This is a genomic window from Streptomyces sp. NPDC004788 (genome assembly GCF_053601115.1).
In genome coordinates, this window is record NZ_JBSGBF010000017.1 from 37845 (window position 1) to 62351 (window position 24507).

Here is a 24507-nt window from a genome sequence, read left to right on the forward strand (position 1 = left end):
GATGTCCGCCGCCGGGCGGGTGATCTGGGCAAGGCCCAAGCGGCCATGCCTCTGTGTCGAGGATACTGGTGCGTCGGTGATCTCCCTGAATGATCTCGCTGTCGAGCGACGCGCCAGGAGTGATCGCGATGTTTGGTTGTGATTGCGTCGATGAAGGAGTCTCGTCAGGTGGCGACCGCTACGGAGTATCCGCAGGGGGCAGAGGGCGGCACCGAGCGGACTGCGGCGCTGCCACCGGTTCCAGAACCGGGGCAGGTGGTGAAGGTCCGCGGCTCAACGTGGGCGGTATCGGCTGTTCGTCGGCAGGGTCTGCCGAGGAGCCCTGCCGACGAGGGGGCTCCTGGACTCGCTCACGTTGTGGGCCTGCAGTCATTGGATGAGGACCGGCTCGGCCAGGAGCTGACCGTGGTCTGGGAGCTGGAGGTCGGGCACACGCTGCAGCCGGACCAGGGCCTTCCGGAGGCGGTGCGGACGGACGCGTTCGATGACCCGAACACGCTGGCGGCGTTTGTGGACGCGGTGCGATGGGGTGCGGTGACGTCGGCGGATGCCAACTCCTATCAGGCTCCCTTCCGCAGTGGTGCGAACGTTGAGGCGTACCAGCTCGAGCCGCTGCGACGTGCTCTGCAGTCCTCCCGCACGAACCTGCTGCTTGCCGACGACGTGGGTCTGGGCAAGACCATCGAGGCCGGCCTGGTCGTCCAGGAGCTGCTTCTGCGTCACCGGGCGCGGACTGTGGTCATCGTGTGCCCGCCGAGCCTGTCGCTGAAGTGGCAGGACGAGATGCGGGAGAAGTTCGGCCTGGACTTCGTGATCGTCAACAGCGAGCTGATGGCGAAGGTGCGACGGAGCCACGGGTTGAACGCCAACCCGTTCCGACTGTTCCCGCGCGTGATCGTTAGCATGTCGTGGCTGCCGTCGCTGCGGGCCCAGCGTCTGCTGCGTGATGTCCTGGCCGATGTGCGCAAGACCTCCAGTGCCCGGCGTTTCGCCTTCGACGTGCTGGTGGTCGACGAGGCACACCACGTGGCGCCGGCCAGCCCGACGACGGCCCCCGGCCAGCGTGGGTACGCGGTGGACAGCCACCGTACGACTGCGACGAAGGCGCTGGCGGACGTCTGCGAGCACCGGCTGTTCCTCAGCGCGACTCCGCACAACGGCTACTCGGAGTCGTTCACCGCGCTCCTGGAGATGATCGACAGTCGTCGGTTCACCCGAGGCGCGACTATCGACCAGCGTGCCCTGCGCGAGGTTCGGGTCCGTCGGCTGAAGAGCGACCTCCCGGACAAGGGGTTCAAGTCCCGCAAGCTGTTGACGATCCCGTTCACGCCCTCCGAGGACGAGCAGGAGCAGTTCGACCGACTCTCGCGGATGCTGGTTGAGGCGGCCCGAGCGAAGGGTAAGGGCAAGGGCGGCGACATCGTCGCGATGCTGCTCAAGAAGCGCTTCCTGTCCAGCCCGTGGTCGTTCGCCCGCACCATGGAGCTCTACGAGGCGGCTGCGGCCGACAACCGGCAGCTGGAACTGGACGAGGACGAGTATTACGCCGAGGTCATCGGAAGCGGACAGTCCGATGAGGAAGAGGGCGACGCCGAGCATCCCGAGTTCACCGCGCTGCGGCACAGCAAGGGCACGGACCCGCTGACCGATGCCATCAGCAGCGAGGCCGCCTCCCTGGTCGCGTGGGGCTCAGGCTACGAGCACAAGCCAGACTCGCGGCTGGAGGCTCTGGTGTCCTTCCTCGACGCGCATTGCCGGACCTCGGATGGCCAGCACTGGACGAACGAACGCGTCGTGGTGTTCACCGAGTACGCCGCGACACTCGACTGGATCGCCGGCGTTCTCCGGCAGCGCGGCTACAAGGACGTGCTGGAGACGATCCAGGGGTCAACCCCGATCGAGCAGCGTGAGCTGATCCGCGCCCGCTTCACTGAGAGCCCGGACAAGCATCCGGTGCGGGTACTGCTCGCCACGGACTCTGCGGGGGAGGGTATCGACCTCCAGGCGCACTGCCACCGGCTGGTGAACTTCGACATCCCGTTCAATCCGTCCCGCCTGGAGCAGCGTATCGGCCGGATTGACCGCTACGGGCAGACGGAGAACCCGGAGATCTTCCACTTCAAGCCCGTGGCCTCCTCTTCCACGTATGCGGCGGACATGGAGTTCATGGGGATCATCGCCAGGAAGGTCGGCACGGCGACCCAGGACCTGGGGAAGGTCAACCAGGTCATCGACGCTGAGGTCCAGGAGCACTTCAGCCCGACGGGGAGTCTGCGCAAGCCGCGTCCGGCGGCGCCGGACGACGGCGATGAGGCTATGAATGAGGCGCTGGCTGGTGGAATTGAGCTGAATCGGCAGCTCACCGAGCTGACCGCGACCTATGAACAGCGCAAGGAGGTCATGCACCTCACGCCGAGTAACGCACGCCGCGTCGTGGACACCGCGCTGACCCTCGACTCACAGCCGCCTTTGGTGGAGATTGGCGACGCGGACACCGACGCCCAGGTGTTCGAGGTTCCGAACCTCGGCCGCACCTGGCAGCCGGCGCTGCGCGGCCTCGACACCCGTCTCCAGCCAGGGGTCCTGCGCTCCATCACCTTCGATGACAAGGCTGCGGCGAATCGCACGGACCTCGTGCACATCCACCTGGGCCACGCCCTCATGCAGCGAGCCACGCGTACCCTCAGAGGCGCGCTGTTCAGCGTGGACGCGCCCGCCAACCGGGTGACTGCTGTTGTCACACCGGGCCTGCCCGAGTCCTGCGTCGCCGCTGTTTCCCGGCTCGTGCTTGTCGGCCGCGGTGGCCTGCGCCTGCACGAAGAGGTCTTCCTCACCGGTATCCGCCTGCGGGGCCAGGCCCTCGCCGAGTCCAAGGTCGAGCAGGTCCTGGACGAGACCCTCGACTCGCATGACCTCGTCCTCGCCGACGAGCAGGTCCGCGCCCACCTCGCGGCCCTGTGGAACGCGGACGACGCCCGGCTGCGTACTCGGCTGCTCAACGCGATGAAGCGCAAGAGCGAGAGCCGGCAGGACAAGGTCACCGAAGCACTCAAGAAGCGTCAGGAGACCGACATCGCCCGCGCCCACGAGATTTTCGGGGCGTTCCGGATCAACCTGAGCGAGTCCCGCGACCGGCTCGACCAGGAGATCCGGGATCAGAAGGAGCAGTTTCTGTTCACCGACGACCAGCAGAAACAGCGCCGCCGCGACCTGCAGAACATGATCGACCGCCTGGAGAGCCTGGGCGATGAGGAAGCGCGCGAGATCGCCGCGATCCGGGATCGCTACAGCGACATCCGGCCCTACGTATCGGCCGCCGCCGTTGTGTTCGCCCTCACCCCCGAAGACGCGAAGAACGGAGCGGTTCAGGCATGAGCAGGAAGCACGCCCCGACCAACGCCGATCTCCACCGCGCCTGGCTCGCCCTGGTCGACACCGACGGCCCCTTCCTTGCCGTCCCCGCCCTTGAGCGAGCCTGGCCTCAGGGCATCCCCCAGCCAGACGCCCGCGCGCTCGCCTCCATCAGGGACGCCAAGCCCGCCTTCGAGAAGGCATGGGAGCACTGGGACACCCACCCGGACGACGACACCGCCCTCGACCTGTACCGAGAGGCCCGCGACACCTGGGTGGACCTCGTACTGCGCCAGGGCCTGCGCTGGGGCGCCGCCTACACCGTACCGGCCCCGACTACCGCGGAGGTCCGCTCACCCGACCACGCCGTCACCGTCCGCGCCAACGGGGCCCTCCTCCACGGCGAGAACATCGGCGCGCTCGTCCTGCTCACCGACCCCGTCGACTCCCTGCGCGACCCGCTCACCGACGGCTGGGCCGCCAGCCCTATCGACCGCATGGAGGAACTCCTACGGACCTCCGGTGCCACCATCGGCGTGGTCACCGACGGCCGCTGGTGGGCGATCGTGAGCGCCCGGACGCAGACCATGGTCGCCTCGGGCATCGTGGACTCCCAGACCTGGATCGAGGAACCCCAGGCCCGCAACGCCTTCATCGAACTCCTCCAGCGCAAGCGCCTCGTCGGAGGCAAAGCCCAGGACCGGCTCACCGAGCTGTTCGCCGAGTCGGTCACCGCGGCCGAGAAGATCACCGAAGCGCTCGGCACCCAGGTCCGGCGCGCCGTCGAACTCATCGTCCAGGCCCTGTCCGAAGGCGGCCTCAAAGCGGTGCAACGCGGAGAGCCCGACCCGCTGCCGGCGCAGCGCGGCCAGGTCTATGAAGCCGCCGTCACGGTCATGATGCGCGTCGTCTTCCTTCTCTTCGCCGAGGAACGCGGCTTGCTCCCTGAGAACCAGCTGTTCGCCATGGGCTACGGCGTCAGCGACGAACTCGACCAGCTCGACGCCCGGCAGAAGGAGGAAGGCGACCAAGCCATTGACGCCACCTCACTCACTTGGCACCGTCTCCTGGCCACCTCCCAGGCCCTTTATCGAGGCGCCACCTTCGAAGACCTCCGTTTGCCCGAGTATGGCGGCTCACTCTTCGACCCAGTCCGCTTCGCCTTCCTCACGGCCCGCAACTCCCAGGGCTCCCTCGCCATTACGGTCAGCGACCGCGTCATGCTCGAAGTCCTGCGCGCCGTCCAGATCGCCCAGCTGCCCGGCGGGGCTCGCCAGATCTCCTTCCGCGACATCGACGTCGAACAGATCGGCTACATCTACGAGGGCCTCCTCGGCTATTCCTGCGAAAGCACGGACGAGACCGTCGTAAGTCTCATCGGTAGCGCCGGCTCCGAACCGGAGATCCCCCTCGCCACCCTCGAAAACCTCGCCGAAACCAAGCGCACCGACGCTGCCCTGGTCGACGCGATCCTCGCTTGGATCAAGCAGAACCAGCCGGCCGCCAAGCCCCCCACCAAGGCCGCACTCACCAAGGCCCTCCAGACCAGAGACACGCTCGACGACGCCGACAACGCCCTACGCGACCTCACCGACGACGCTGACCTCCGCGACCGACTGCGCCCGTTCATCGGCATCATCCGCCGTGACCTGCGCAACCGGCCGCTCGTGGTCGAACCCGGCGGAGTTCTCCTCGTGGAGACTCCCTCGCGGGCCTCGGCCGGCGCCCACTACACGCCCCGCTCGCTCGCCGAGGAAGTCGTACGCCACGCCCTCGAACCCCTCGTCTACTTCCCCGGCCCCCACCAGACCGCGGACCGGGACGCCTGGCAGCCCCTCTCCTCCGACGACATCCTCGACCTTAAGATTGCTGACATCGCCTGCGGCTCCGGCGCGTTCCTGGTCGCCGCGGCACGCTTCCTCGCCGAACGGCTCGTGGAGGCATGGCAACGCGAAGGCGTCGCCTACGGGCGTACTCCGCACGAGCTCACAATCCACGCGATAAGGACCGTGGTAGCCACCTGCCTGTATGGCGCGGACATCAACGGCATGGCCGTGGAGATGTGCAAGCTGTCCCTGTGGCTGGTCTCCCTCGACCCCAAGCTGCCGTTCTCCTTCGTCGACGACAAGGTCCTCCACGGCAACGCACTCCTCGGCCTGACCAGTGCCCGCCAGCTGCGCGAGCTCCACATCGACCCCGATACTGCTGCTGGCCAGATCAGTGTCTTCGACATCGACGTCGATGGCACCCTCGAACGCGCCGCCCGCTTGCGCCGCCAGCTCGCCACGGAGGTCAACGACAGCGACCCCCAGCGCTCCGCCGCTACCAAGCGACGCCAGTGGCGGGAATACCAGAAGATCACTAAGCGGCTTTCCGACGTCGCCGACGCCGTGACCGCCGCCGGACTGAAGTGGGGCGGCAAGCCGGGCAAGCAGCTGCGGGAGGCGTACGGGAACCTGCGCATCGCGATCGAACTCGCTTACCCGGTTGGCGGCGATGATCCGAACCGAACGATGCTCGACGGCATCCTGGAAGCGGGGCTCACACCGACCGTCACGACGGACTATGCGCGATGGAAGCCCCTGCACTGGATCCTGGCTGTACCGGACGTGATGGAGCGCGGCGGCTTCGACGCGATCATCGGCAACCCGCCCTTCCTAGGCGGGCAGAAGCTCACCGGATCCATGGGCACCAATGTCCGCGACTGGTTCGTCCACACGCTTGCCAACGGCCGGAAGGGCAGCGCAGACCTTGTGGCGTACTTCTTTCTGCGCGCCTATGAACTGCTCTCGCGGCGTGGCGGGCTTGGCCTGATCGCGACGAACACGGTCGCTCAGGGAGACACCCGGCAGGTTGGCCTCGACCAGCTCGCTGCGCGGGGATTCACGATCACTCAATCGATCCAGAGCCGTTCCTGGCCGGCGGCCAGCGCCAACCTGGAGTACGCGGCGGTGTGGGGTACGCGCGGCGATGTGACTCCTGGCGTTCCACGGCTGGCAGACGACGTCGAGACGGAACGGATCTCGACATTGTTGGAACCGGGCGGCCGTGTGCACGGCGCCCCGGTACGGCTTGCGACGAACACCAGGATCGCGTTCCAGGGTTGCATTGTTCTCGGCATGGGTTTCGTGCTCGAGCCCGAAACGGCCGCCGAGTGGATTGCTGCCGATCCACGGAACAAGGATGTGCTGTTCCCATATCTGAACGGCGAGGATCTTAACTCGCGTCCCGACACGTCGGCTTCGCGCTGGGTGATTGACTTCAACGCCAGGTCGGAAGTAGAAGCCGAAGAATATGACCTGCCGTTCCGGCGAGTCTCGGAGAGAGTGAAGCCTGAGAGGGCGAAGAACAAGCGGAAACCTCGGCGGGAGCGATGGTGGCAATTTGCCGAGTTGGCCCCCGCAATGCGGGACGCGATCGCAGGATTGGAAGAGGTTCTGGTCATTGCCCGAGTTAGTAAGACAGTAATGCCAGTTCGTGTGCCGACCAAGAGGGTCTTTCACGAGAAGCTGGTTGTCTTCGCAACGGACTCGTTCGCGAACCAGGCGGTATTGTCGAGTAGCTTGCATCAAATGTGGACAATCAAGTACGGCACCACGATGCGGGTTGATCCGACCTATACGCCTTCCACCGTCTTCGAAACCTTCCCACTTCCTGAGCCGGACGCACGACTGACGGAAATGGGTAAGGTGCTTGATGATGAGCGCCGGAACATGATGCTCCGCCGCGGTCTCGGCCTGACCAAGCTCTACAACCTGGTCAACGATCCCGATGTCGCCGACTCCGCCGATTCAGATGTCGCCCGTCTTCGCCAGATCCACGTTGAGCTGGACCACGCTGTCATGGCTGCATACGGTTGGGGTGACATCGACCTGGACCATGGCTTCCACACGTACCGGCAGATGGAGCGCTGGACGGTGAGTCCCACGGCCCGAGTGGAGGTTCTGGACCGGCTGTTGGAGGAGAATCATCGCCGCGCCGCTGCTCAGGGTGATGTGACCCTGCCGGATGTTGGTGAAGACGAGGAAGAGGGCGACGAGTGACCACCGGATCCGGGCAGCGTCCGCAGCTGCCGACGACCTCGCCCGATCAGGCGTACCGGCTTGCCCTGGACCCGGACGGCCGTTCCTGGACCGTCCGCCAGAATCTGGCTGATGTCCTGGAACGCGAGCTTCTGGGTCCGGCCGATGGGCCTGAAGAGGTAATCGACGGCGTACCTGACTCCGCGTACCTCGTCGGCCGAATTGCTCCGGTCAGGCTCGTCATTAGTCAGGACGACCCCACTCAGGCCGGCTCCGACGATGCCGCGACCGATGTCGGTGACGCCGTCGACGCCGCAGAGAGCCGCGGCATCCCGGTGACTGCGGTGGACGAGAGTAGCGCCGGCGCGGATGAGGACGAGGTCGAAGACCAGCCTCAGAAGCGCGGGCTGATGATTCCTGCGTCCATGGGGCTGCGGTGCCAGATCCCGGACGACCTGGATTCCTTCACGGTGACGGCGTCGTGGGGCACGTACGAGCCCGTGAAGGAGAAGAAGGGCGAAGGCGGGGAAGTTCCCCCAGCCCTTCGCCGGTACCAGCGCAAGCCGCACGAGGTCATCACGACGATCATGGTCGCGGACCTCACGCCTCTGAGCACGAGCACGTTTGTGCTTGAGGACAAGGTCGTCCTGCGCGTGGACCGGTACGACGACGCTGAGCGCGGATGCCGTCTGATAGAGATCGCGCTGTGCAACGACCGGGAGACGCCCCGCAAGATCCCGGTCGAGGCGTGGCTGTACCAGACCAAGCTCTCCGTGTCTGCGGCCAGCGGCGATGCGGTGTTCCTGCCGGTGAACGATGCCCTGGACGACTCCCGCCCGGAGCAGGACGACGAGTTGCGGCGCCTGCGGCTGCAGTACAGGGACCGGCTGGAGTTCGCGGTCGGTCGGACCTGCTCGGTGGACTGGGAGGTGGCCAAGGACGCACGTAGGGCCAGCAGCGTCTGGACGACGTGGCTGCCGATCTGCGAGACGCCCCAGACGGCGGCCGAGGAGATCGCCGAGGCCCTTCTCGACATGCGCAAGCTGGAACACGCCAGTTCCGAAGAGCTGCGTGCCGGCCTCACGCCGATCGTCGAGGGCTACGCGTCGTGGCTGGAGCGTGAGCAGAGGCGCGCCGAGGAGCTGCCCGAGCACCTTCGGCAGGAGGGCCTCGACGCGGTCGCCGACGCGCGCAAGGTGCAGCGGCAGCTCGAGGACGGCTTGGAGCACCTCCTTGCGGACGAGGAAGCGCTGCGCTGCTTCCGGTTCATGAACCGGGTGATGGCCGATCAGCGCGTCCAGTCCCAGGTAGCCCAGCGGCGTGCGAACCAGCCCGAACAGAGCCGTGAGAGCCTCGATGAGGCCCGTGCCGCGGTCCTGGAGGCGGGGGAGCAGGAAGAGCAGGGAGCGGGGAACCTCGCGCATTCCTGGCGCACGTTCCAGCTCGCCTTCGTTCTGATGCAGCTGCCACTGTTGTCGGACCCGGCGGCCGAGAAGCGGTCGGGTGATCTGGCCAAGGCGCAGCTGCTGTTCTTCCCAACCGGTGGTGGCAAGACGGAGGCGTACCTGGGCCTCGCTGCCTACACCTTCGCCATCCGGCGCCGGCAGGGCGTTGTGGATGCCTTCGACGGGCCGCTGGACGGCCGGTCGGGCGTGGCGGTGCTGATGCGGTACACGCTGCGGCTGCTGACCGCCCAGCAGTTCCAGCGGGCCACCACGCTGGTGTGCGCGGCCGAGCGGGCGCGCATGGAGGACCCTGCGACGTGGGGGGATGAACCGTTCCGGATCGGGCTGTGGGTCGGTACGGACGTGAGCCCGAAGCGTTACGACGAGGCGGCGGAGCAGCTGCAGAAGGCCAACCAGGGGCGTGGCTACCGGCTGACGGTGCTGCAGATCCAGCGCTGTCCGTGGTGCGGTACGAAGATCGAGGCCCGGGACGTGCGGGCGGACAACGCTTTGCGCAGGGTGTACGTGTACTGCGGCGACGAGCTGGCGGACTGCCCGTTCGCCGACGGCGGTGAGGTCGAAGAAGGATTGCCCGTCCTGACCGTCGATGAAGAGATCTACCGTCTCGCTCCCTCCTTCGTGATCGCCACGGTCGACAAGTTCGCCCGGCTGGCACGCGAGGGCGAAGCGGCATCGCTGTTCGGTTACGTCTCCCGCCGCTGCGAGCGGCACGGCCTGGTGCACCCCGACTACGCGTACTGCGGCATCAAGCACGGCAGCAAGCACCCGCGCAAGGACGGCCTGCCGGCCGCCGCGGTGCATTCGGCCATGCGGCTGCGCCCGCCGGACCTGATCATCCAGGATGAGCTGCACCTGATCAGCGGGGCACTCGGCACGACGGTGGGCCTGTTCGAGGTGGCCATCGAGGTGATGACCGGCTGGCGGACCAAGGACGGCCCCCGTGCACGGCCACTGCTGGTCGCCTCCACCGCGACCGCCCGCAACGCGCCCGAGCAGGTCCGGGCCCTGTACGGGCGGGATGTGACGATCTTCCCTCCGCAGGTGCTCGATGCCGGCAACACCTTCTTCTCCAAGGAGATCGAGGTGTCCGAGGAGACCCCCGGCCGGCGCTATATCGGGATCAGCACGACCGGGGTCCGTCTGACCACGGCCGAGATCCGCGTGGCCGAGGTCCTCATGGCGGGTGCCCAGCTGCTGCTCGACCGCTCGGGCAAAGCGGCCGACCCCTATATGACCCTGGTCGGCTACTTCAGCGCGACCCGGGAGCTGGCCGGTATGGCCCGTTACATGGGCGACGACATCCAGACGGCGCTGGCCAAGGGCCGGCCATGGTCCAAGCTGCCCCGCCGGACCGGTGCCGAGTTCGGGACGCTGAACGTGGCCGAGCTGACCTCCCGCGTGTCCAGCGCCGAGATCACCTCGACGCTGGACAAGATGACGGTGCCGTTCGACCCCGGCTTCGACTCCACTGCCGGCAAGCGCAACCAGCGCACGCTCCGGGAGGCCAAAGCCCGTACTGCCACTCGGGAGGTGAACCCGTACGACGTCGTGCTGGCGACCTCCATGCTCCAGGTCGGTGTCGATGTCACCCGCCTCGGCATGATGCTGGTGGTCGGCCAGCCGAAGAACACCGCCGAGTACATCCAGGCGTCCTCCCGCGTCGGCCGTGACGCAGACCGGCCCGGCCTTGTCATCTCGCTCGGTAACTGGGCACGGCCCCGGGACCTCGCCCACTTCGAGGCGTTCCGGCACTACCACGAGACGTTCTATGCCCAGGTCGAGGCACTGTCCGTCACCCCCTTCTCCGTGACTTCCCTGGAGCGCGGCCTTGACGGCGTCCTTGTCAGCGCTGCCCGCGTCCTGCAGGCGGTACGCCCCCAGGGGCTGTCACCGGAGGACGGCGCAGCCCGTATCGAGGCAGAGCGCCACTTTGCCGTGGAGCTCATCGAGGCCCTGGTGCGCCGAGTGGAATCGGCCGGGGACGAGGACGCGGCCGAGCGGGCCCGCCATCGTCTGGAGAACCGCCTCGACCAGTGGGGCAAGCGGCGCAAGCACCTCGAGGAGCATCGCAAGGCCCTGGTCTACGAGAGGGTCGTGGACGACACTCGGCACGACGCGCTGATCATGAGCGCCGAGAACGCCAAATCCCGTATCGACACCCGGGACGCTCCGCCGTTCATTGTGGCCAACTCGATGCGTGAAGTGCAGCCGGAGATCAATCTCCTGGTGAGCCCGATCAAGGAACGACTGGTGTACGTCGCACCCGCCCACGCACCGCAGTGGGCGATGCCGGAGGAGAAGTCATGACCGAGGAGACGCGCTTCGTCTACGACGCGACGAAGGCCGTCGACCCGCTCGGCGACCTGGAGGAGGAAGCCGAGAAGCAGACCAAGCACAACCGTGCCAAGGTCGGCTCGGCTCGCCCCTCCTCCCTGCTCTACACCTACGGCCCTGGTTCGATCATGGACCTGCCCCAGTTCACGGTCATGCCCACCGGCCTGGACGACTGGGACCGGATCTGGCAGCGACGTGACTCCCTGCCGCCGACGATCCATGCGCCGCGGCTGCGGGACGTCGTGCGGGACATGCTGCGCTCGCCCGATGTGCAGCTGCGCCCGCACCCCTGGCAGCCGAAGAAGAACAGCCGCTCCGCCGAGGGCAACGACCTCGGTGTGCCGGCACGCGTGTTCCCGCAGTGGCTGCGGTGCACCGGCTGCGACATGCTGGGGATGCTCTCCCAGTTCGACTACAAGAACACCCACCCCTTCCGGACCGACCTGGCGACCTTCGAACACGCCAAGTGCACAGGTCGGTCGGGCAACCGCACCCGCAAGCCCATGCGCCGCCCCGCCGTCCCGGCCCGCTATCTCCTCGCGTGCGTCGACGGCCACCTGGACGAGTTCCCGTACGAGCTGTGGGTGCATCATGGGCAGCCGTGCAGCAAGGCCGAGGTACCGCCGCTGAAGATGGTCGACCGGACGGCAGGAAAGGGTGCATCGGCTGTCATCGAATGCGCGGCCTGCGACATGCAGCGACCGATGAACGAGGCCCAGAGCGAAGGCGGTAAGGACAAACTGCCGCTGTGTCGCGGCCGGCACCCGCACTTGGACGCGTTCGAACCCAGGGGCTGCCGTAATCAGACCAAGCTGATGCTCGTCGGCGCCTCCAACCTATGGTTCCCCGCAACCCACTCCATCATCGTCATGCCCGAGTCCCAGCAGGAGAAAGCGAGCGACCTCGCCGACCGCATCCGCACTACGCTCGGCGACAAACTGCACAAGTACCGGCAGCACCTCGGCATGCTCCGGGACCTGCTCGACGGCCGCGTGGACGTCACCGGCCTGCCCGACCACGAACTGGAAGCGGCAGTCGAAGCCGCCTGCGCCCCGCCGGCCACGCCGGAGGAACAGGAAGAACGGATGCGGGACTGGGACCCGGTCGACCTCCTGGTCCCCGAATGGCGCTACCTGCTACTGGATATCCTCGGCAAACGAGTCGAAGACCCCAAGAGCGGACTGACTCTGGCCACCCGCCAGCGAGGTGAGCACCTCCAGCCCGAGATCACCCGTGTCCTGGCCGTCGAGAAGCTCCGCAAGGTCAACGCGCTTGTCGGCTTCACACGCATCGACGACATGGACCGCGTCGGCGACCTCCCGCGCCGCCTTGCCCCTCTGACCCGCACACCCCGCCCGACCTGGACCGTGGCGACAGAGGACCGCGGAGAGGGCATCTTCCTCCAGCTCGATGAGGACTCCGTCGCGGCCTGGGAGAAGCACATCCTCGACACCGACCTGTGGGAGGCCCACCGGCAGGCCCACCACCGGAACTTCGATCGACGCTTCTCTGAGACGGCAGGCAAAGTCGACCCCGACAGCCGGCTTAAGCCGCCCCGCTACTGGCTCGTGCACACCCTTGCCCACGTCCTCATCCGCGAATTTGCCCTGACCTGTGGCTACTCCGCCGCAAGCCTCAGCGAACGCCTGTACGCCTGGCCCGCCGCCGAAGGACGCGAACCCGCGGCCGGACTTCTCATCTGCACTACGGCCTCCGACAGCGACGGCACCCTCGGCGGCCTGGTGCAGCTCAGTGAGCCCACCCGACTCGAGCGAGTCGTCGCCAGCGCCCTTCGCAAGGCCCGACGCTGCTCCTCCGACCCCATCTGCGCCATGCGTACGCCGCAGACTCCTGAGGACTTCCTCCACGGCGCTGCCTGCCACTGCTGCGTCATGGCCTCGGAAACCTCCTGTGAGCGGGCCAACCGCTTCCTCGACCGTCGGTTCCTCATCGACCTCCCAGGCAGCAACCTCGGCTACTTCTCCACCCATGAGTGAAGCCGACGCCGCCCGCCGCCTAGGCCGACTCCTCACCAGGACCGAGGCCAAAGGGGTAGCCGACCGGCTCGCCGACGGCGACACCCTCACCGCCGCACTCAAGGTGATCGCCGTCGGCCATCGCGCGGAGATTCGCTCCCTGCTCGAGGAAGTCGCCACCGGACCAGGAGCAGCCCTCCAGCTCATCCCCCTCCTACGTGCCGTAGAAGGGGCACGCACACTGCCCACGACCTTCACCCCGCTGTGGACCATGCCCGGGCACCTCGTCCAGAGTGGGCCGCTCACTGCCTCCGTTCCCTATCTAGTGGACAACGCACGCCACTCGGTGACCTGTTCCACCTTCAACTTCCAACGTAGCTCCGGGCTGTGGACCGCCCTGCAGAGGGCAGCACAGCGCACCGAAGTCGCCGTATCCATCTACATGGACACCCGAGCCGCTGACAGCGGGGGACAGCACGGTTCGCCCACGACGGCCGAAGTGGCCGCCCACCTGAAACCCGCGGAGGTATGGCGAACCCGGAGGTTCGACGGGGCCATCGTCCGCAACCACGCCAAATTCCTGGCCATTGACCACCACCTCCTGCTGGTGACCAGCGCCAACTTTTCTTGGAGCGCGGAGAACAACAACGTCGAGTTCGGCGTCCTCATCGACAACCCGAACCTGACCGAGACCGTCGAGCGTGAAATGCGCGAAGCAGAAGGCACCCTGTACGAGCGGGTCGCAGACTGACAGGGCACCCTTGATCGCGACCGCTTCCCTCCGGCGCTGCGGCTCTCCGGCTGGTCGCTTCGCCCCGTGATGCCGTGAGTGGGTGGATGATTTGACCGACCGTCGCTCACGGCGCTGGTCGCCCGACGCCATTCGGGGCCGGGTGGCGGGATCTTGCCCGTCGATCTGCGTCCGAGCTGCAGGCCCGCCTTGTGAACCGTGCAGGCAGCGGGCTACTGTCCACCGGTGTCCAGCATTTCCGATCGCGTCCGGCGCCTGATGGAGCAATCAGGCTTGAGCCTCAACGACTTCGCCGAGCAAGTCGACCTCGACCCGGCGGAGCTCTCCGAATCGCTCAGCGGTACAAGCCCCTTCTCCGTGGTCGATCTCGCCTGTATCGCCGATGCCTGTGACGTCTCTGTGGACTGGTTGCTCACCGGAGCCGAACCCGCGCTTGCTGTCGCGGCGAGGACGACCACCGGTGAAGCCTCCCAGGCCCTGGACTTGGCTCGGGAATACACCGCCCGGCGCTCGGACCTGGAGAAGCTCGGATATCCCCAGCCGTGGCGGCCCGTCTCCGCAGCACCTCGCGCAGGCAGCACCTACGCCGCGCAGGGAGAAGCCCTGGCGCGAGCCGCCCTGGAGGAAGTAGCGCGCCGAGGCCACTCGATCACCAAAGGCAGCCTGGCGGAGCTGATCGAGGAGATCTTCGGCGCCGACGTTGCCGTCGCTCAGCTCGGCGATGGTTTCGACGGCCTCGCAGCCACAACACAAGGAACCAAGCTCATCCTCCTGGCCGCCACATCCAACCCTGCACGCCAGCGCTTCACTCTCGCCCACGAGCTCGGACACCTCCTCGCCGGCGACAACCAGGACGTCCACCTCGACCGAGACATCTTCGACACCGCGCAGAGAAAGGATCCAAGCGAGCAGCGCGCCAACGCCTTCGCGTCCGCGTTCCTCATGCCCGAGGACGCCCTGCGAGGGGCCGTAATCGCCCGCTTGACTCGCGAAGATTACGCTGCCCTGGCCTGCAACCTGATGGTCAGCCCTCAGACCCTGGCGTATCGGATGCAGCATCTGCGCTTGATCGATGCCGGCATGGGCGACCGCTACAAGAGGATGACCGCAAGCGAGGCCGCACGCCTCGCGGGTTGCAACGAGGAATTCGCCCGGCGGACCGCCCTCGCTCAAGAATCCCGACTGCCCGGACTGCTCGTACGAGACACACGTGCCGCCTACGACGCCGGCAAGTCGACCCTGCGTCCCTACGCCACGCTGCTCGGCGTTGACGTGGACGAGCTCAGGAGCACTATCGAGCCGGAACAGGACAACGGCGGTGTCGCATGAGCGAGTTCCTGTTCCCCGACAACACCGTGCTGTGCAACTTCGCTGCCGTCGAACGTCTCGACCTTCTCCGTGAGGTCCTCGACGGACGGGGCCGGTGGACCCAGGCCGTGGCACGAGAGGCCCGCAAGTCGGAGCAATGGCACCCCGCGCTTCAAGATCTGCGGCAGGGCTGGCTCGGTGACGCGATCCGCGTCACGGATCAGGTCGACCGTGACGGCATCCTCCACATCCGAACCGCTGTGTTCGGCGGCTCCACCACCCGTGTCCTTCAGCACCTCGGCGAAGCCGAGACCTGTTACGTGATCAAGAACTGGGCCAAGTTCTCCGGGTCCTGGTGGATATCGGACGACCGCGAATCCCTGCACTACGCACGCAGCGAGGGCATCGCCACTGCGGAGACACGCGATGTGGTGCGGCTCGCCGTCCAAGCAGGCTTGACCACGGCGCAGGGCGGCTTCGACCTAATCCAGCAGATGCGGGACAAGGGCCGCCACCCTCGGATGCCCCGGTCAGTCGCCGAACTCGCATAGGCTCAGAGGCCAGTGTGGCTTCCCTGCACCCCAGCGACACTCCGTCGAGAGCGTACGCCCGGTGGGACGGGGCTGCGGCACCAGGCGGCGAGCTCGGCAGGGGCGTGGAGTACAAGGTCGGGGCCGGCGGTGGTCAGGTCATCGATGTCGGCGTATCCATAGCTGACGGCGATGGCCCGAAGGTCGGCGGCATGGGCGTGGCGCACGTCGCTGCCGGTGTCTCCGACGTATGCGGTTGCGCCGTGCTGCCGCTGCAAGAGCTGGAGTTTGAGCGTCTTGCTGCCGTCTTCGTCCCGCGTGAGCAGTACCCGCGGCATTGCTTTCGTGTCGAGATCCCGTCGCAGCAGGCGATCGACCGTGGTGCGGTGACTGCCGGTGACGATGCCGTACCCGGGACCGTTCGCGAGTTCGCCGAGGATGCCGACGAGATCGGGGATGACGCCGCGCTCTTCCTTTCCGGCCGTGAGGTCGGTCAGCCGTGCGTGCCGCTGCCAGAACCGCTCGGCCGTCTCGTACGGGATCCAGCGGGTCAGTGACTGGCTGAGCACGCCCTGGTAGATCAGCGGCAGCTTCTCCGAGCCCGCCAGGTCTGGCAGCTCCCACAACTCCATCTCCTCTCGGACGGTCTGGTAGGCGCGCCAGGCACGTTCGCGGGAGTCGTGCAGGACGCCGTCGAAGTCGAAGATCAGCACGTTTCCTCCAGCTGAACGAGGGGCACGCCGCACCAGGCGAGCAGGTGGGGGTGGGGGAGCCGGGCAGCGAGGTCACCGAGCTCGGCGGTCGCGTGCTGCCAGGTCGAGGCGGGGCCGAGCGGCGCCAGCAGCAGGGCGCCGTCGGCCTGTACCGGCTCGAACCGGCCCTCGGCCCACTGGGTGACCGCTTCCTCGACGTTCCGGGTATCGATCCGCGGAGCCTTGGGTGCCGGACGGCCTCGGAAGGGCAGCATGGGCTGGAGTAGAGCCGCGGGCTGGCGACGCCACCGGCGAAGCACCGGCGTCCGTGAGCTCACCGGAATGTGCAGTGCCTCCTGCAGGACGAGCGCGGCGTCGATCATGGCCCGCTGGAGACGGTGCGCCTCTCGCGCCGTGGCTGCAGCTCGCTCCGGGTTGTAGGTGCGGGGCAGTTGTTCGCCCCGGGCGACGCCGTAGCAGAGCGTGGCCGTCGCGAGCGCTGGCAGGCAGGATTCATTGTCGGAAATGCGCTGGTCGACGGCGGCGGCCACCGTCTTCAGATCGGTGCCGAACGCAACGATGATGGCGGCCAGGTCGACGAGTGGGGTGAGCAGTTCGTTGTCGCGGCGGTAGGCGTGGGTGAGGTGGCCGGTCTTGCGCAGGCCGCCTTCGGCGTCGATGAGCCACTTCTCTGCCTCGCACCGGCCGTCCGGCACTGAGGACCCCATCGACATCACCCAGCGGTGCAGCCGGGGCAGGACCATCCCTGGGTTGCCGCTGGTGAGCGCGGTGGCGACCGTCTTCAAGGCCGACGGGATGGGAGCGGGAGCGCGCAGGCTCATCGCAACGGGGAGCTGGACGGAGCGGTCCAGGGCATAGCCGACTGCGTCGTCGAGCCAGAAGTCCCCGCGCGGGGGCAGCTGTACGGACGTGCTCAGGTCTTCGCTGATCACCATGGCCGGTGCGACGCCCACGGTGGCCGGCGTCAGAGCGCTCGACAACGCGGTGGCCGTCGCGCGGGCGGCGTCACCGAAGATGCCGGGCGGAACCCAGGACGCCACCACCGGTTGCCGGCCGTGCCGGGTCGACAGGGTGAAGGCGGCCCGGGCGGGGGAGCGGCGCCGCAAGCCCGGCCATGCGGCCAGCGCTGAGTTCTCCCTCCCCGGCCGGAAGCCCACCACGCTCACCGGCGCTTCCGCACGGCCGATCCACGTGACCTCCTTGACCAGGTAAGTATCGAGGGCGCCCGAGGCGAGACGGCGGGTGGAGGCCCAGCGGGATCGCGGCAGGACGGTGACCGAGATGCCGGCGTCCCGCAGCGGTTGGACGTCGTCGTCACGGAAGGCCGGCACCAGGACGTCGGTGTTGCCGGGTTCGGCCAGGCGCTGGGCGAGGGACACCAGGGTCCGGCCGGTCAGCGGCGGGTCGTCCACCAGCAGGATCCTGCGCCGGCCCGGCGTGATTCGCTCGCCCGGTCGTACGGAGGCGAGGTGGACGTCGAGCCCTTCGCGGGCGAGGCGGGCGGCGACGAGAGGAGCGAGATAGGCTCCGCCCGTCCGCACGCCCACTACCGCGACCGGCCATCCGTCCGACCGGGCTGACAGCCATCGCTCGGAGAGCTGGACGATGTCGGGCCACTCCACGCCCTGGACGGCCAGGGACGCCGGGAGGCGCACGATCGACTCGTCGCTGGTCAGCTCACGTGGCACGAGATCTGCGTCTGGGGCCGCCACCTGTATCTCGCCGCGGATGAGCCGCCCGGCGGCGCGCAGGCTGGAGGCCCGCAGTCGCTCGGCCGTCGGCAGGCGACGGTCTTCGGCCCGGACCCAGAGTGCGGCGAGCGTCTCGTAGCAGCGCAGCGCGCTGACCGCCTGGCCCGCGCTCGCGACGAGGTCGCGAGCGAGAGCGCCGACGGTCAGCGGCCTGACAGGGACCGTGGTCATGCGGTGGCCTCGCGGCGGGCGACGGCGTGCACGAGACGGCCGAGCTCCCGGTAGGGGCTGCGGATGGAGGCGGCCCACTCCGTGGCCAGCGCCTTCTGGAAGACGTCCTCCTCCGGTCGCCAGTCATTGCCGAGGTGGTCGTGGAAGATCCGCACGCCCTGCCAAGGCAGCGGGACCAGGCCGTTGTCGCTGGCGAGCTGATTCAGGCGGTAGGGGGCGTCGCCACGCGTGATGATGCCAAGGTTGCCCATGCTCGCTGCCTGGGTGGTCTCGATCTGGGCCAGGGCCATGTCGTACTGGCCGCGCAGGGCTTCGCGCACTCCGACAGCGAGGGTGTTCTTGGTGAGAACGCTGAGGATGCCGCCGGGGGCGACGAGCCGGGCGAGATTGGCGATGGGCTCGGCGGAGTCGGGCAGGTACATCACGACGCCGTGGCAGCACACCGCGTCGAAGACCTCGCCGTCGAAGGGCAGGGCGTAGATGTCGGCCTCGACGAGCCTCACGCGCTCGGCCAGGCCGGCCGCGGCCAGCTTCTCCTCGGCGCGCTTGAGCATGTCGGAGGAAACCTCGGCCCCGGTGACGTGATGCCCTGCCGCGGCCAGGCGCAGCACCATCTCGCCGTCGCCGCAGCCGACGTCCAGGACGCGGGCGGGCTTGTCGCCGAGCTCCTCAAGGACGCGGCGCGCCACGATTTCGTGCCGCAGCCGGCCGCGCCCGCCCTTGGAGTAGGCGGCGTAGTCGGTGCCGACGGTGCCGAAGTCGCTGGATTCGGTGTTCATGCGGAGAACTCCTTCTTGATCTGGGGCCAGTGCTCGACGAAAAAACGGAATGAGGGGTAACGGTCGCCCGCCAGCGCGGCGCCCGCATCACCCGAGGGGGCGAACGCGCCGGCGCGTAGGGCCTGCCGGATGCGGACGAGGCTCGGTATCCGCTGGGCAAGCTGCGGCACGCGCGCGCGGGTCTCGGCGTACGGCAGCCACGCGGCGAGCTGGGCGGGGCTCATCTCCTCCCACACCACGACGTCCAGCAGCCCCTCGCCCAGGCGCAGGGCGACCAGATGCGGCACCGCAGTCTTTCCCGGCCCGGCCCCCCGGTGTCCCAGCGGCGTGACCCGCCCGGGATAGCCGGTGCGCAGGTCGGTCAAGTGCTGGGCGAACACGGTGCCCAGGTGACACGAAAGGCAGGGGCAGACCGAGTCGGTGCCGGTCAGATCGTTGAGGGTAAAGATCCGCTCACCCATGCCCGCTCCCCGTCGCCGTGGTGATGGCGGGGCCGTAGAGCTGGTAATAGGCGTCGACGATCCCGGACTCGGCCAGGATCTCGTTGGTGGCGGCGAGGTTGTGTCCGGGCTGCAGCCGCTCGCCTCCCTGGGCCACCGCGACCGCGCCGACGGCGAGCCCGGCCATCACCAGGTCCACGTACCTGTTGGACAGGCTCTCGGCGAAGTGGAAGTTGATGGGCATGCCGTGGCCCACGACGACGATCTCCGACCCGTCGGGGAACAGGTAGCCGGTGCCGAGCACGCCCCGGTCCGTCACCGCCTTGCTGCCCTCGCGCAGCTCGTCCAGCGCGAACTCGTAGTTCCTGCTCGTGGTGCTGACGAGGAACGAACGTGGGGGCAGGAGCCTGGCCTGCTCCAGACCGAAGCTGCGGTTGCCGACGCAGCCGATGACCAGCCGAGGTTGGTGGGAGTCCACCAGCTCGGTCAGCGACCGGCCGGTGAGGAAGCCTTCCTCGTGTGCGGCGACCAGGCGGGTGATGTCGGCGTCGAAAACCGCCACCCGCATCCGCCGGCTGTCCAGGACGCGGGCCACCTCGCGGCCGATCCGGCCGAAGCCGAGCACGAGTGCGGCCTGGCCCTCGAACTTCTCGTCCGGAAGCAGCCGCAGGGTGTTGCGGACCGCGGCGTCGGCGATGCCGTAGGACTCGATCATGCCCTTCATGTCGCTCTCGGCCACGCTGAACAGCGGGAGCGGGAGGTCGAACCCCGCCAGCTTCCGGATACCGGAGGTGGTCTGCTCCACAAGACCGATGAAGTGCCCGGCACTCTCGGGAAGTTCCTTCAGCACCATCGGCAGGACGTATCCGCCGTCGTCCATGACGATGCTGCGCTTGCCCGCCGCGGTCACCCGCGACACATGGTCCTCCAGCCCTGCACGCAGGTCCCGGTAGCGCCACACCGTGATCCCGAGACGCTGCACGAGGTGGGCATCGACACGGCGGGAGTTGGCGTACTGGTACTCCTTGTCGATCACCGTCATGTGCGCCGGATCGACGCCGAGCTCGACCAGGCTGTTGACCAGGACGAGGAAGTCGCGCATGTGGTGGATGGTCAGTACCAGCCCGACGTCGGCGAGCGGCTTGTCCGGCCAGCGCTCCGGCAGCGTGCTCGTCAAGGGAAGCTCCGAGGTGACGGCGGTCATCTCCGAGTCGGTGAACGGTAGATGTGTGACGGTCTGGAAGAAGGACGTCCGATCGCGGAGGTTGCCCTTCTCGAAGGTCGCCACGATCCGGTGGGTCCGGTCCGCGACCGCGGCGGGATCGGCCGGCGCGGCCAGCGCCAGACGCCCCCGTCCGCCGTCGGCGAGCGCGCACACCCAGGATCCCTGCTCGTGGTCGAAAAGCATTTCGCGCACGAAGGGAGCGGCACGCAGGCGCTCGATGAGCGCGTCGGTCAGCCGCTGGGCCTCGGCCTTGCGGCCGACGAAGTCGACCGAGTGGACCACGGGCGACTCCAGAAAAAGGGACATGGATTTCCTCTCAATTCAGATGGGGCCGACGGTGAAGAGCCGGGCTTAGCGGTCGCCGGGCGGTGTGAAGATCAGGCAGCGGCCCATAACGGTCATGCCGCAGGCGACGAACGGTGTCGGATCGTCTCGGGTCACCGCGCGCACGACCTCCAGGCCCTGGCGGGCAGCCAGCGTGTGCGCGGCCCGGATCAGCGGCCGACGTGCGCCGGGTGCCGCCCACAGCTCCGCGAGGAGCAGCTCGCTGCTGGCTTCGTTGTGCTGGGCGAGGGCCAGCAGCAGCGATCCGGTCTGCGGGTCGAGCAACAGGTGCTCGGGCTGGAACCGCGCGTCGTCCCGCCATCGCCGGAGCGTCGCCTCAGCGAACCCGTCCGGATGCCCACCGAACTGGCGTGCCGCCGCGGCAACGTACCCATCCAGGTCGTCGAACCCGACGCCGTTGTCGGCGATCGCCCTACTTCGCGGGAGCGGGACACCGCGCAGGACGGTCACCTCGTGCAGCACACACCACTCCGCTCTGGCGAAGAACTCGGCGGCGCCCGGCCGGTCCACCGGCACATCCGTGGTCACCAGCGGCCACACGACCAGTCCGGTGACCTCTCGCAGCAGCTGCGAACCCAGACCGGACCGGCGTATGCGCGGGTCGACGACCGGCCCCCACAAACGGGCGCGAGCCTCGTGGGGTTCGGGGTGGCGGATCGCGCACCAACCGACCAGCTCCTCGTCGATCCTGGCGAGCACGAGTACCGGAGGCGCGCCGGTCAGAGCGTTCGTCAGTCTCGACCGCACCAGCGAGGCACTGACCGGGCGGTCATCGCTGAACCCCGCGACGCCCCGCTGCCCAACGACCGCGAGCTGCTCACACAGCCCGTCCGACAGGACGCCCGCATGCACGGCGATGTCGATAGAATCGGTGCTCATGCCGCCTCCCCGGGTCCTGCGAGGCCAACCGAGCGGGCCGTGAGGTCGGATGCTGCCGTGGCGTTGGCCTTCCTCGACGGCTGCTCTTCGGCAGAAGCCGTGTCCGGTATCGTCACCGCTGCTCCAAAGTCGCGGGAGTCGTTGGACTCGTCAGCGACCATGCAGCCGACCAGCGTCAGACCGATCAGGTTCGCCCCGATCAGGACGAGGCCGGAGGTTCGGCCCTGCGAAGCCCGGTGTCGCCCCCGGGTCTGGCTCAGCCCACCCGCCGGTAACGAAGAAGAGGCACTCACTGCCCGATCACCCCCGCGGCGATCCGGCGCCCCTGAGAGGCGCGAGCGGTTGCGACGGCCCGGATAGCCTGAATGACAGCGATGTGGGAGAACCCCTGCGGGAAGTTACCCAGCTGGCGCTGGTGGTGGACGTCCCACTCCTCGGCGAGCAGGCCCAGGTCGCTGCGGATCCGGAGCAGGCTCTCCAGCAGGATCTCGGCTTCGTCGACGCGGCCGATGGTGCAGAGCGCCACGATCAACCACCCCGAGCCGATGAGGAAGGTGCCCTCGTCGCCGGCGAGGCCGTCGACGCCCGGCACCTCGCCCCCGGTGCGGTAGCGCAGCAGGAACCCGCCCGTCGTGGACAGCTCCTGCTGGATCGCCTCGACCGTGCCGATGACCCGCTTGTCGTCCGCTGGCAGGAACCCGGTCGTAACGATCTGCAACAGGGAGACATCCAGCTCCGTCGAGCCGTACGACTGCGTGAAGGTGTTGCGTTCCTCGTCGTATCCTCGCTCGCACACCTGCTGGTGGATCGCGTTGCGCAGCTCACGCCACCTATGCAGTGGCCCGTCGGCACGGCCATCCTCGATGAGTCTGACCGCACGGTCGACCGCGCACCAGGCCATGACCTTGGAGTGCACGAAGTGCCGGCGCGGACCACGGACCTCCCAGATTCCCTCGTCCGGCTGCTCCCAGAGGATCTCCAGGCACGCGACGAGGTCCGTGATGATCGGGGCTATGACAGGAGCCAGCTTTGGATCGTGCTCCTGGGCCGCGTACAGGGCGCCGACGATCTCGCCGTACACATCGAGCTGCAGTTGCTTCGCGGCTCCGTTCCCGATGCGGACCGGGGCGGAGTTCTCGAAGCCAGGAAGCCAGCCGAGCTCGGCCTCGGTCAGCTCCCGGCTGCCATCGACCCGGTAAATGGCCTGCAGGCTCTCGGGCCGGCCGCCGATGGCTGTTCGCAGCCAGCCGATCCAGGCCCGGGCCTCCTCCACGTAGCCGCAGCCGAGAAGGGCTTCGACCGTCATCGCGGAGTCACGAGGCCAGCAGTAGCGGTAGTCCCAGTTGCGCTCGCCGCCGATTTCCTCGGGCAGCGAGGTGGTAGGTGCAGCCACGAATCCGCCGGTCGGTCCGTGCTGGAGCGCCTTCAACGTGATGAGACAGCGCTCGACTGCCTCCCAGTGGGGGCCGGAGTACGTGGACTTGGCCGTCCAGCCCGCCCAGAAGTCCTCGGTCTGCTTCAGCAGCCCTTCGGGTGCGGGAAGCGGTGGCGGCTCGTTGCCTCCCGGCTGCCATGCGAGCGCGAAGGCCAGTTGCTCATCCTTTGCGACGCTGAACTCGGAGATCAGGTCGCCGCCGGACGCGCGGGTGGGAACGTCCGTGTCGAGCCAAAGGTGGCCGTCGCCCAGGCCGACGTTCGCCCTGCGGCCGACGATGTCGAGCCGCGGAACAGCCCGGCCGTAACCGGGACGGGCCCGAAGGATGGACCGCATCGGAACCCGGCCGCTGACGCCCTTGACGATCCGGACCAGCTGCGTCACGTCGTCCTTTTCGGTGAAGGGCATGAAGTCGAGAAGCTGGACGGTGCCGGAGGAAGTGATCCAGGTGGATTCCAGGATCAGCGTGCCGTCGAGATAGCGCCGTCCGTCGGCGGCGGGCGCGGTGCCGTGCGGCCCGGCGGGCCCGATGCGCCACATGCCGTGGTTCTCGCTGCCCAGCAGCGCGGTGAACGCGGCTGCGGAGTCGAAGCGCGGCAGACACATCCAGTCGATGCTGCCGTCGCGGTCTACAAGCGCGCCGGTGCGCCCGTTGCCGACGAGGCCGTGGTCCTCGATCCGGCCCGCCCGCCGCGGACGGTGGGGGATCTCCGCGGGTGGACGTGGGGAAGGGAGTTTCACGCTGCCACCGCCGTCGGCAGGGCACGGTGAGGGGCGACGATCTGGCCGTCGGGGAGCAGTTCGCCGGTGTCGTCGAAGAGCAGGACGCCGTTGCACAGAAGGCTCCACCCCTGCTCGGGGTGATGGGCCGAGAGACGCGCCGCCTCACGGTCTGCGGAGTCGGCGCTCGGGCACGGGGGTTGGTGCTGACACATGGTGGGAGTCCTTGTGGGTACGGCAGGAGACGGGAGCGGTGGACGAGCAAGCCGGCGGCTTCCGGTGGTCAGTTCCCGGGGGGGCCCGAGCGGAGA

The 24507-nt window shown here is 68.1% G+C and carries 15 protein-coding genes; 7 read left to right on the forward strand and 8 right to left on the reverse strand.

The features are described 5' to 3' along the window. The first annotated feature begins 150 nt into the window (after positions 1-150). From drmD to ACWEJX_RS10765, 7 genes are all read left to right on the forward strand, one after another. Entirely contained in the window at positions 151-3375 is a 3225-nt protein-coding gene (gene drmD, locus ACWEJX_RS10735) for a DISARM system SNF2-like helicase DrmD (protein ID WP_451607142.1), read from the forward strand. Next, positions 3372-7394 carry an Eco57I restriction-modification methylase domain-containing protein gene (locus ACWEJX_RS10740; protein ID WP_331452055.1) on the forward strand — a complete coding sequence of 1341 codons (4023 nt, stop codon included), beginning with the start codon at positions 3372-3374 and terminating at the stop codon, positions 7392-7394. Before drmD ends, ACWEJX_RS10740 begins: the two co-directional genes overlap by 4 nt. After that, a complete protein-coding gene (gene drmA, locus ACWEJX_RS10745) occupies positions 7391-11146 on the forward strand; it encodes a DISARM system helicase DrmA (RefSeq protein ID WP_451607143.1) in 3756 nt (1251 codons plus the stop codon). The genes ACWEJX_RS10740 and drmA overlap by 4 nt, the downstream gene beginning before the upstream one ends. Beyond that, on the forward strand, positions 11143-13170 hold the full coding sequence (locus ACWEJX_RS10750; protein ID WP_331452053.1) for a DUF1998 domain-containing protein: 2028 nt from the start codon (positions 11143-11145) through the stop codon (positions 13168-13170). The genes drmA and ACWEJX_RS10750 overlap by 4 nt, the downstream gene beginning before the upstream one ends. Further along, positions 13163-13900, forward strand: coding sequence for a DISARM system phospholipase D-like protein DrmC (drmC, locus tag ACWEJX_RS10755; RefSeq protein WP_331452052.1), 738 nt, complete (start codon positions 13163-13165; stop codon positions 13898-13900). Before ACWEJX_RS10750 ends, drmC begins: the two co-directional genes overlap by 8 nt. Positions 13901-14125: 225 nt before the next feature. Then, positions 14126-15229 carry a helix-turn-helix domain-containing protein gene (locus ACWEJX_RS10760; RefSeq protein ID WP_451607144.1) on the forward strand — a complete coding sequence of 368 codons (1104 nt, stop codon included), beginning with the start codon at positions 14126-14128 and terminating at the stop codon, positions 15227-15229. Beyond that, on the forward strand, positions 15226-15759 hold the full coding sequence (locus ACWEJX_RS10765) for a hypothetical protein (RefSeq protein ID WP_331452050.1): 534 nt from the start codon (positions 15226-15228) through the stop codon (positions 15757-15759). Before ACWEJX_RS10760 ends, ACWEJX_RS10765 begins: the two co-directional genes overlap by 4 nt. Positions 15760-15761: 2 nt before the next feature. Here the strand turns inward: ACWEJX_RS10765 and ACWEJX_RS10770 are convergent, their stop codons facing one another. The 8 genes from ACWEJX_RS10770 to ACWEJX_RS10805 all read right to left on the reverse strand — a co-directional run bounded on the left by ACWEJX_RS10770 (position 15762) and on the right by ACWEJX_RS10805 (position 24411). Beyond that, positions 15762-16451, reverse strand: coding sequence for an HAD family hydrolase (locus tag ACWEJX_RS10770; RefSeq protein WP_331452049.1), 690 nt, complete (start codon positions 16449-16451; stop codon positions 15762-15764). Then, complete coding sequence (locus ACWEJX_RS10775; RefSeq protein WP_451607145.1) at positions 16445-18373, reverse strand: hypothetical protein; 1929 nt, start codon at positions 18371-18373, stop codon at positions 16445-16447. Before ACWEJX_RS10775 ends, ACWEJX_RS10770 begins: the two co-directional genes overlap by 7 nt. Further along, complete coding sequence (locus ACWEJX_RS10780; RefSeq protein ID WP_331452047.1) at positions 18370-19152, reverse strand: methyltransferase domain-containing protein; 783 nt, start codon at positions 19150-19152, stop codon at positions 18370-18372. The genes ACWEJX_RS10775 and ACWEJX_RS10780 overlap by 4 nt, the downstream gene beginning before the upstream one ends. Then, on the reverse strand, positions 19149-19613 hold the full coding sequence (locus tag ACWEJX_RS10785) for a hypothetical protein (RefSeq protein WP_331452046.1): 465 nt from the start codon (positions 19611-19613) through the stop codon (positions 19149-19151). Before ACWEJX_RS10785 ends, ACWEJX_RS10780 begins: the two co-directional genes overlap by 4 nt. Continuing rightward, positions 19606-21123 (reverse strand): Rossmann-fold NAD(P)-binding domain-containing protein, encoded by a 1518-nt coding sequence (locus ACWEJX_RS10790; RefSeq protein ID WP_331452045.1) that lies wholly within the window; start codon positions 21121-21123, stop codon positions 19606-19608. Before ACWEJX_RS10790 ends, ACWEJX_RS10785 begins: the two co-directional genes overlap by 8 nt. A 45-nt stretch (positions 21124-21168) precedes the next feature. Beyond that, complete coding sequence (locus ACWEJX_RS10795) at positions 21169-22041, reverse strand: GNAT family N-acetyltransferase (RefSeq protein WP_331452044.1); 873 nt, start codon at positions 22039-22041, stop codon at positions 21169-21171. Between the two features lie 289 nt (positions 22042-22330). Further along, on the reverse strand, positions 22331-24217 hold the full coding sequence (locus ACWEJX_RS10800; protein ID WP_451607146.1) for a glycoside hydrolase family 15 protein: 1887 nt from the start codon (positions 24215-24217) through the stop codon (positions 22331-22333). After that, positions 24214-24411: a DUF5999 family protein gene (locus ACWEJX_RS10805; protein ID WP_111334158.1), complete on the reverse strand. Its 198-nt coding sequence runs from the start codon at positions 24409-24411 to the stop codon at positions 24214-24216. Before ACWEJX_RS10805 ends, ACWEJX_RS10800 begins: the two co-directional genes overlap by 4 nt. Between the last annotated feature and the right edge of the window lie 96 nt (positions 24412-24507).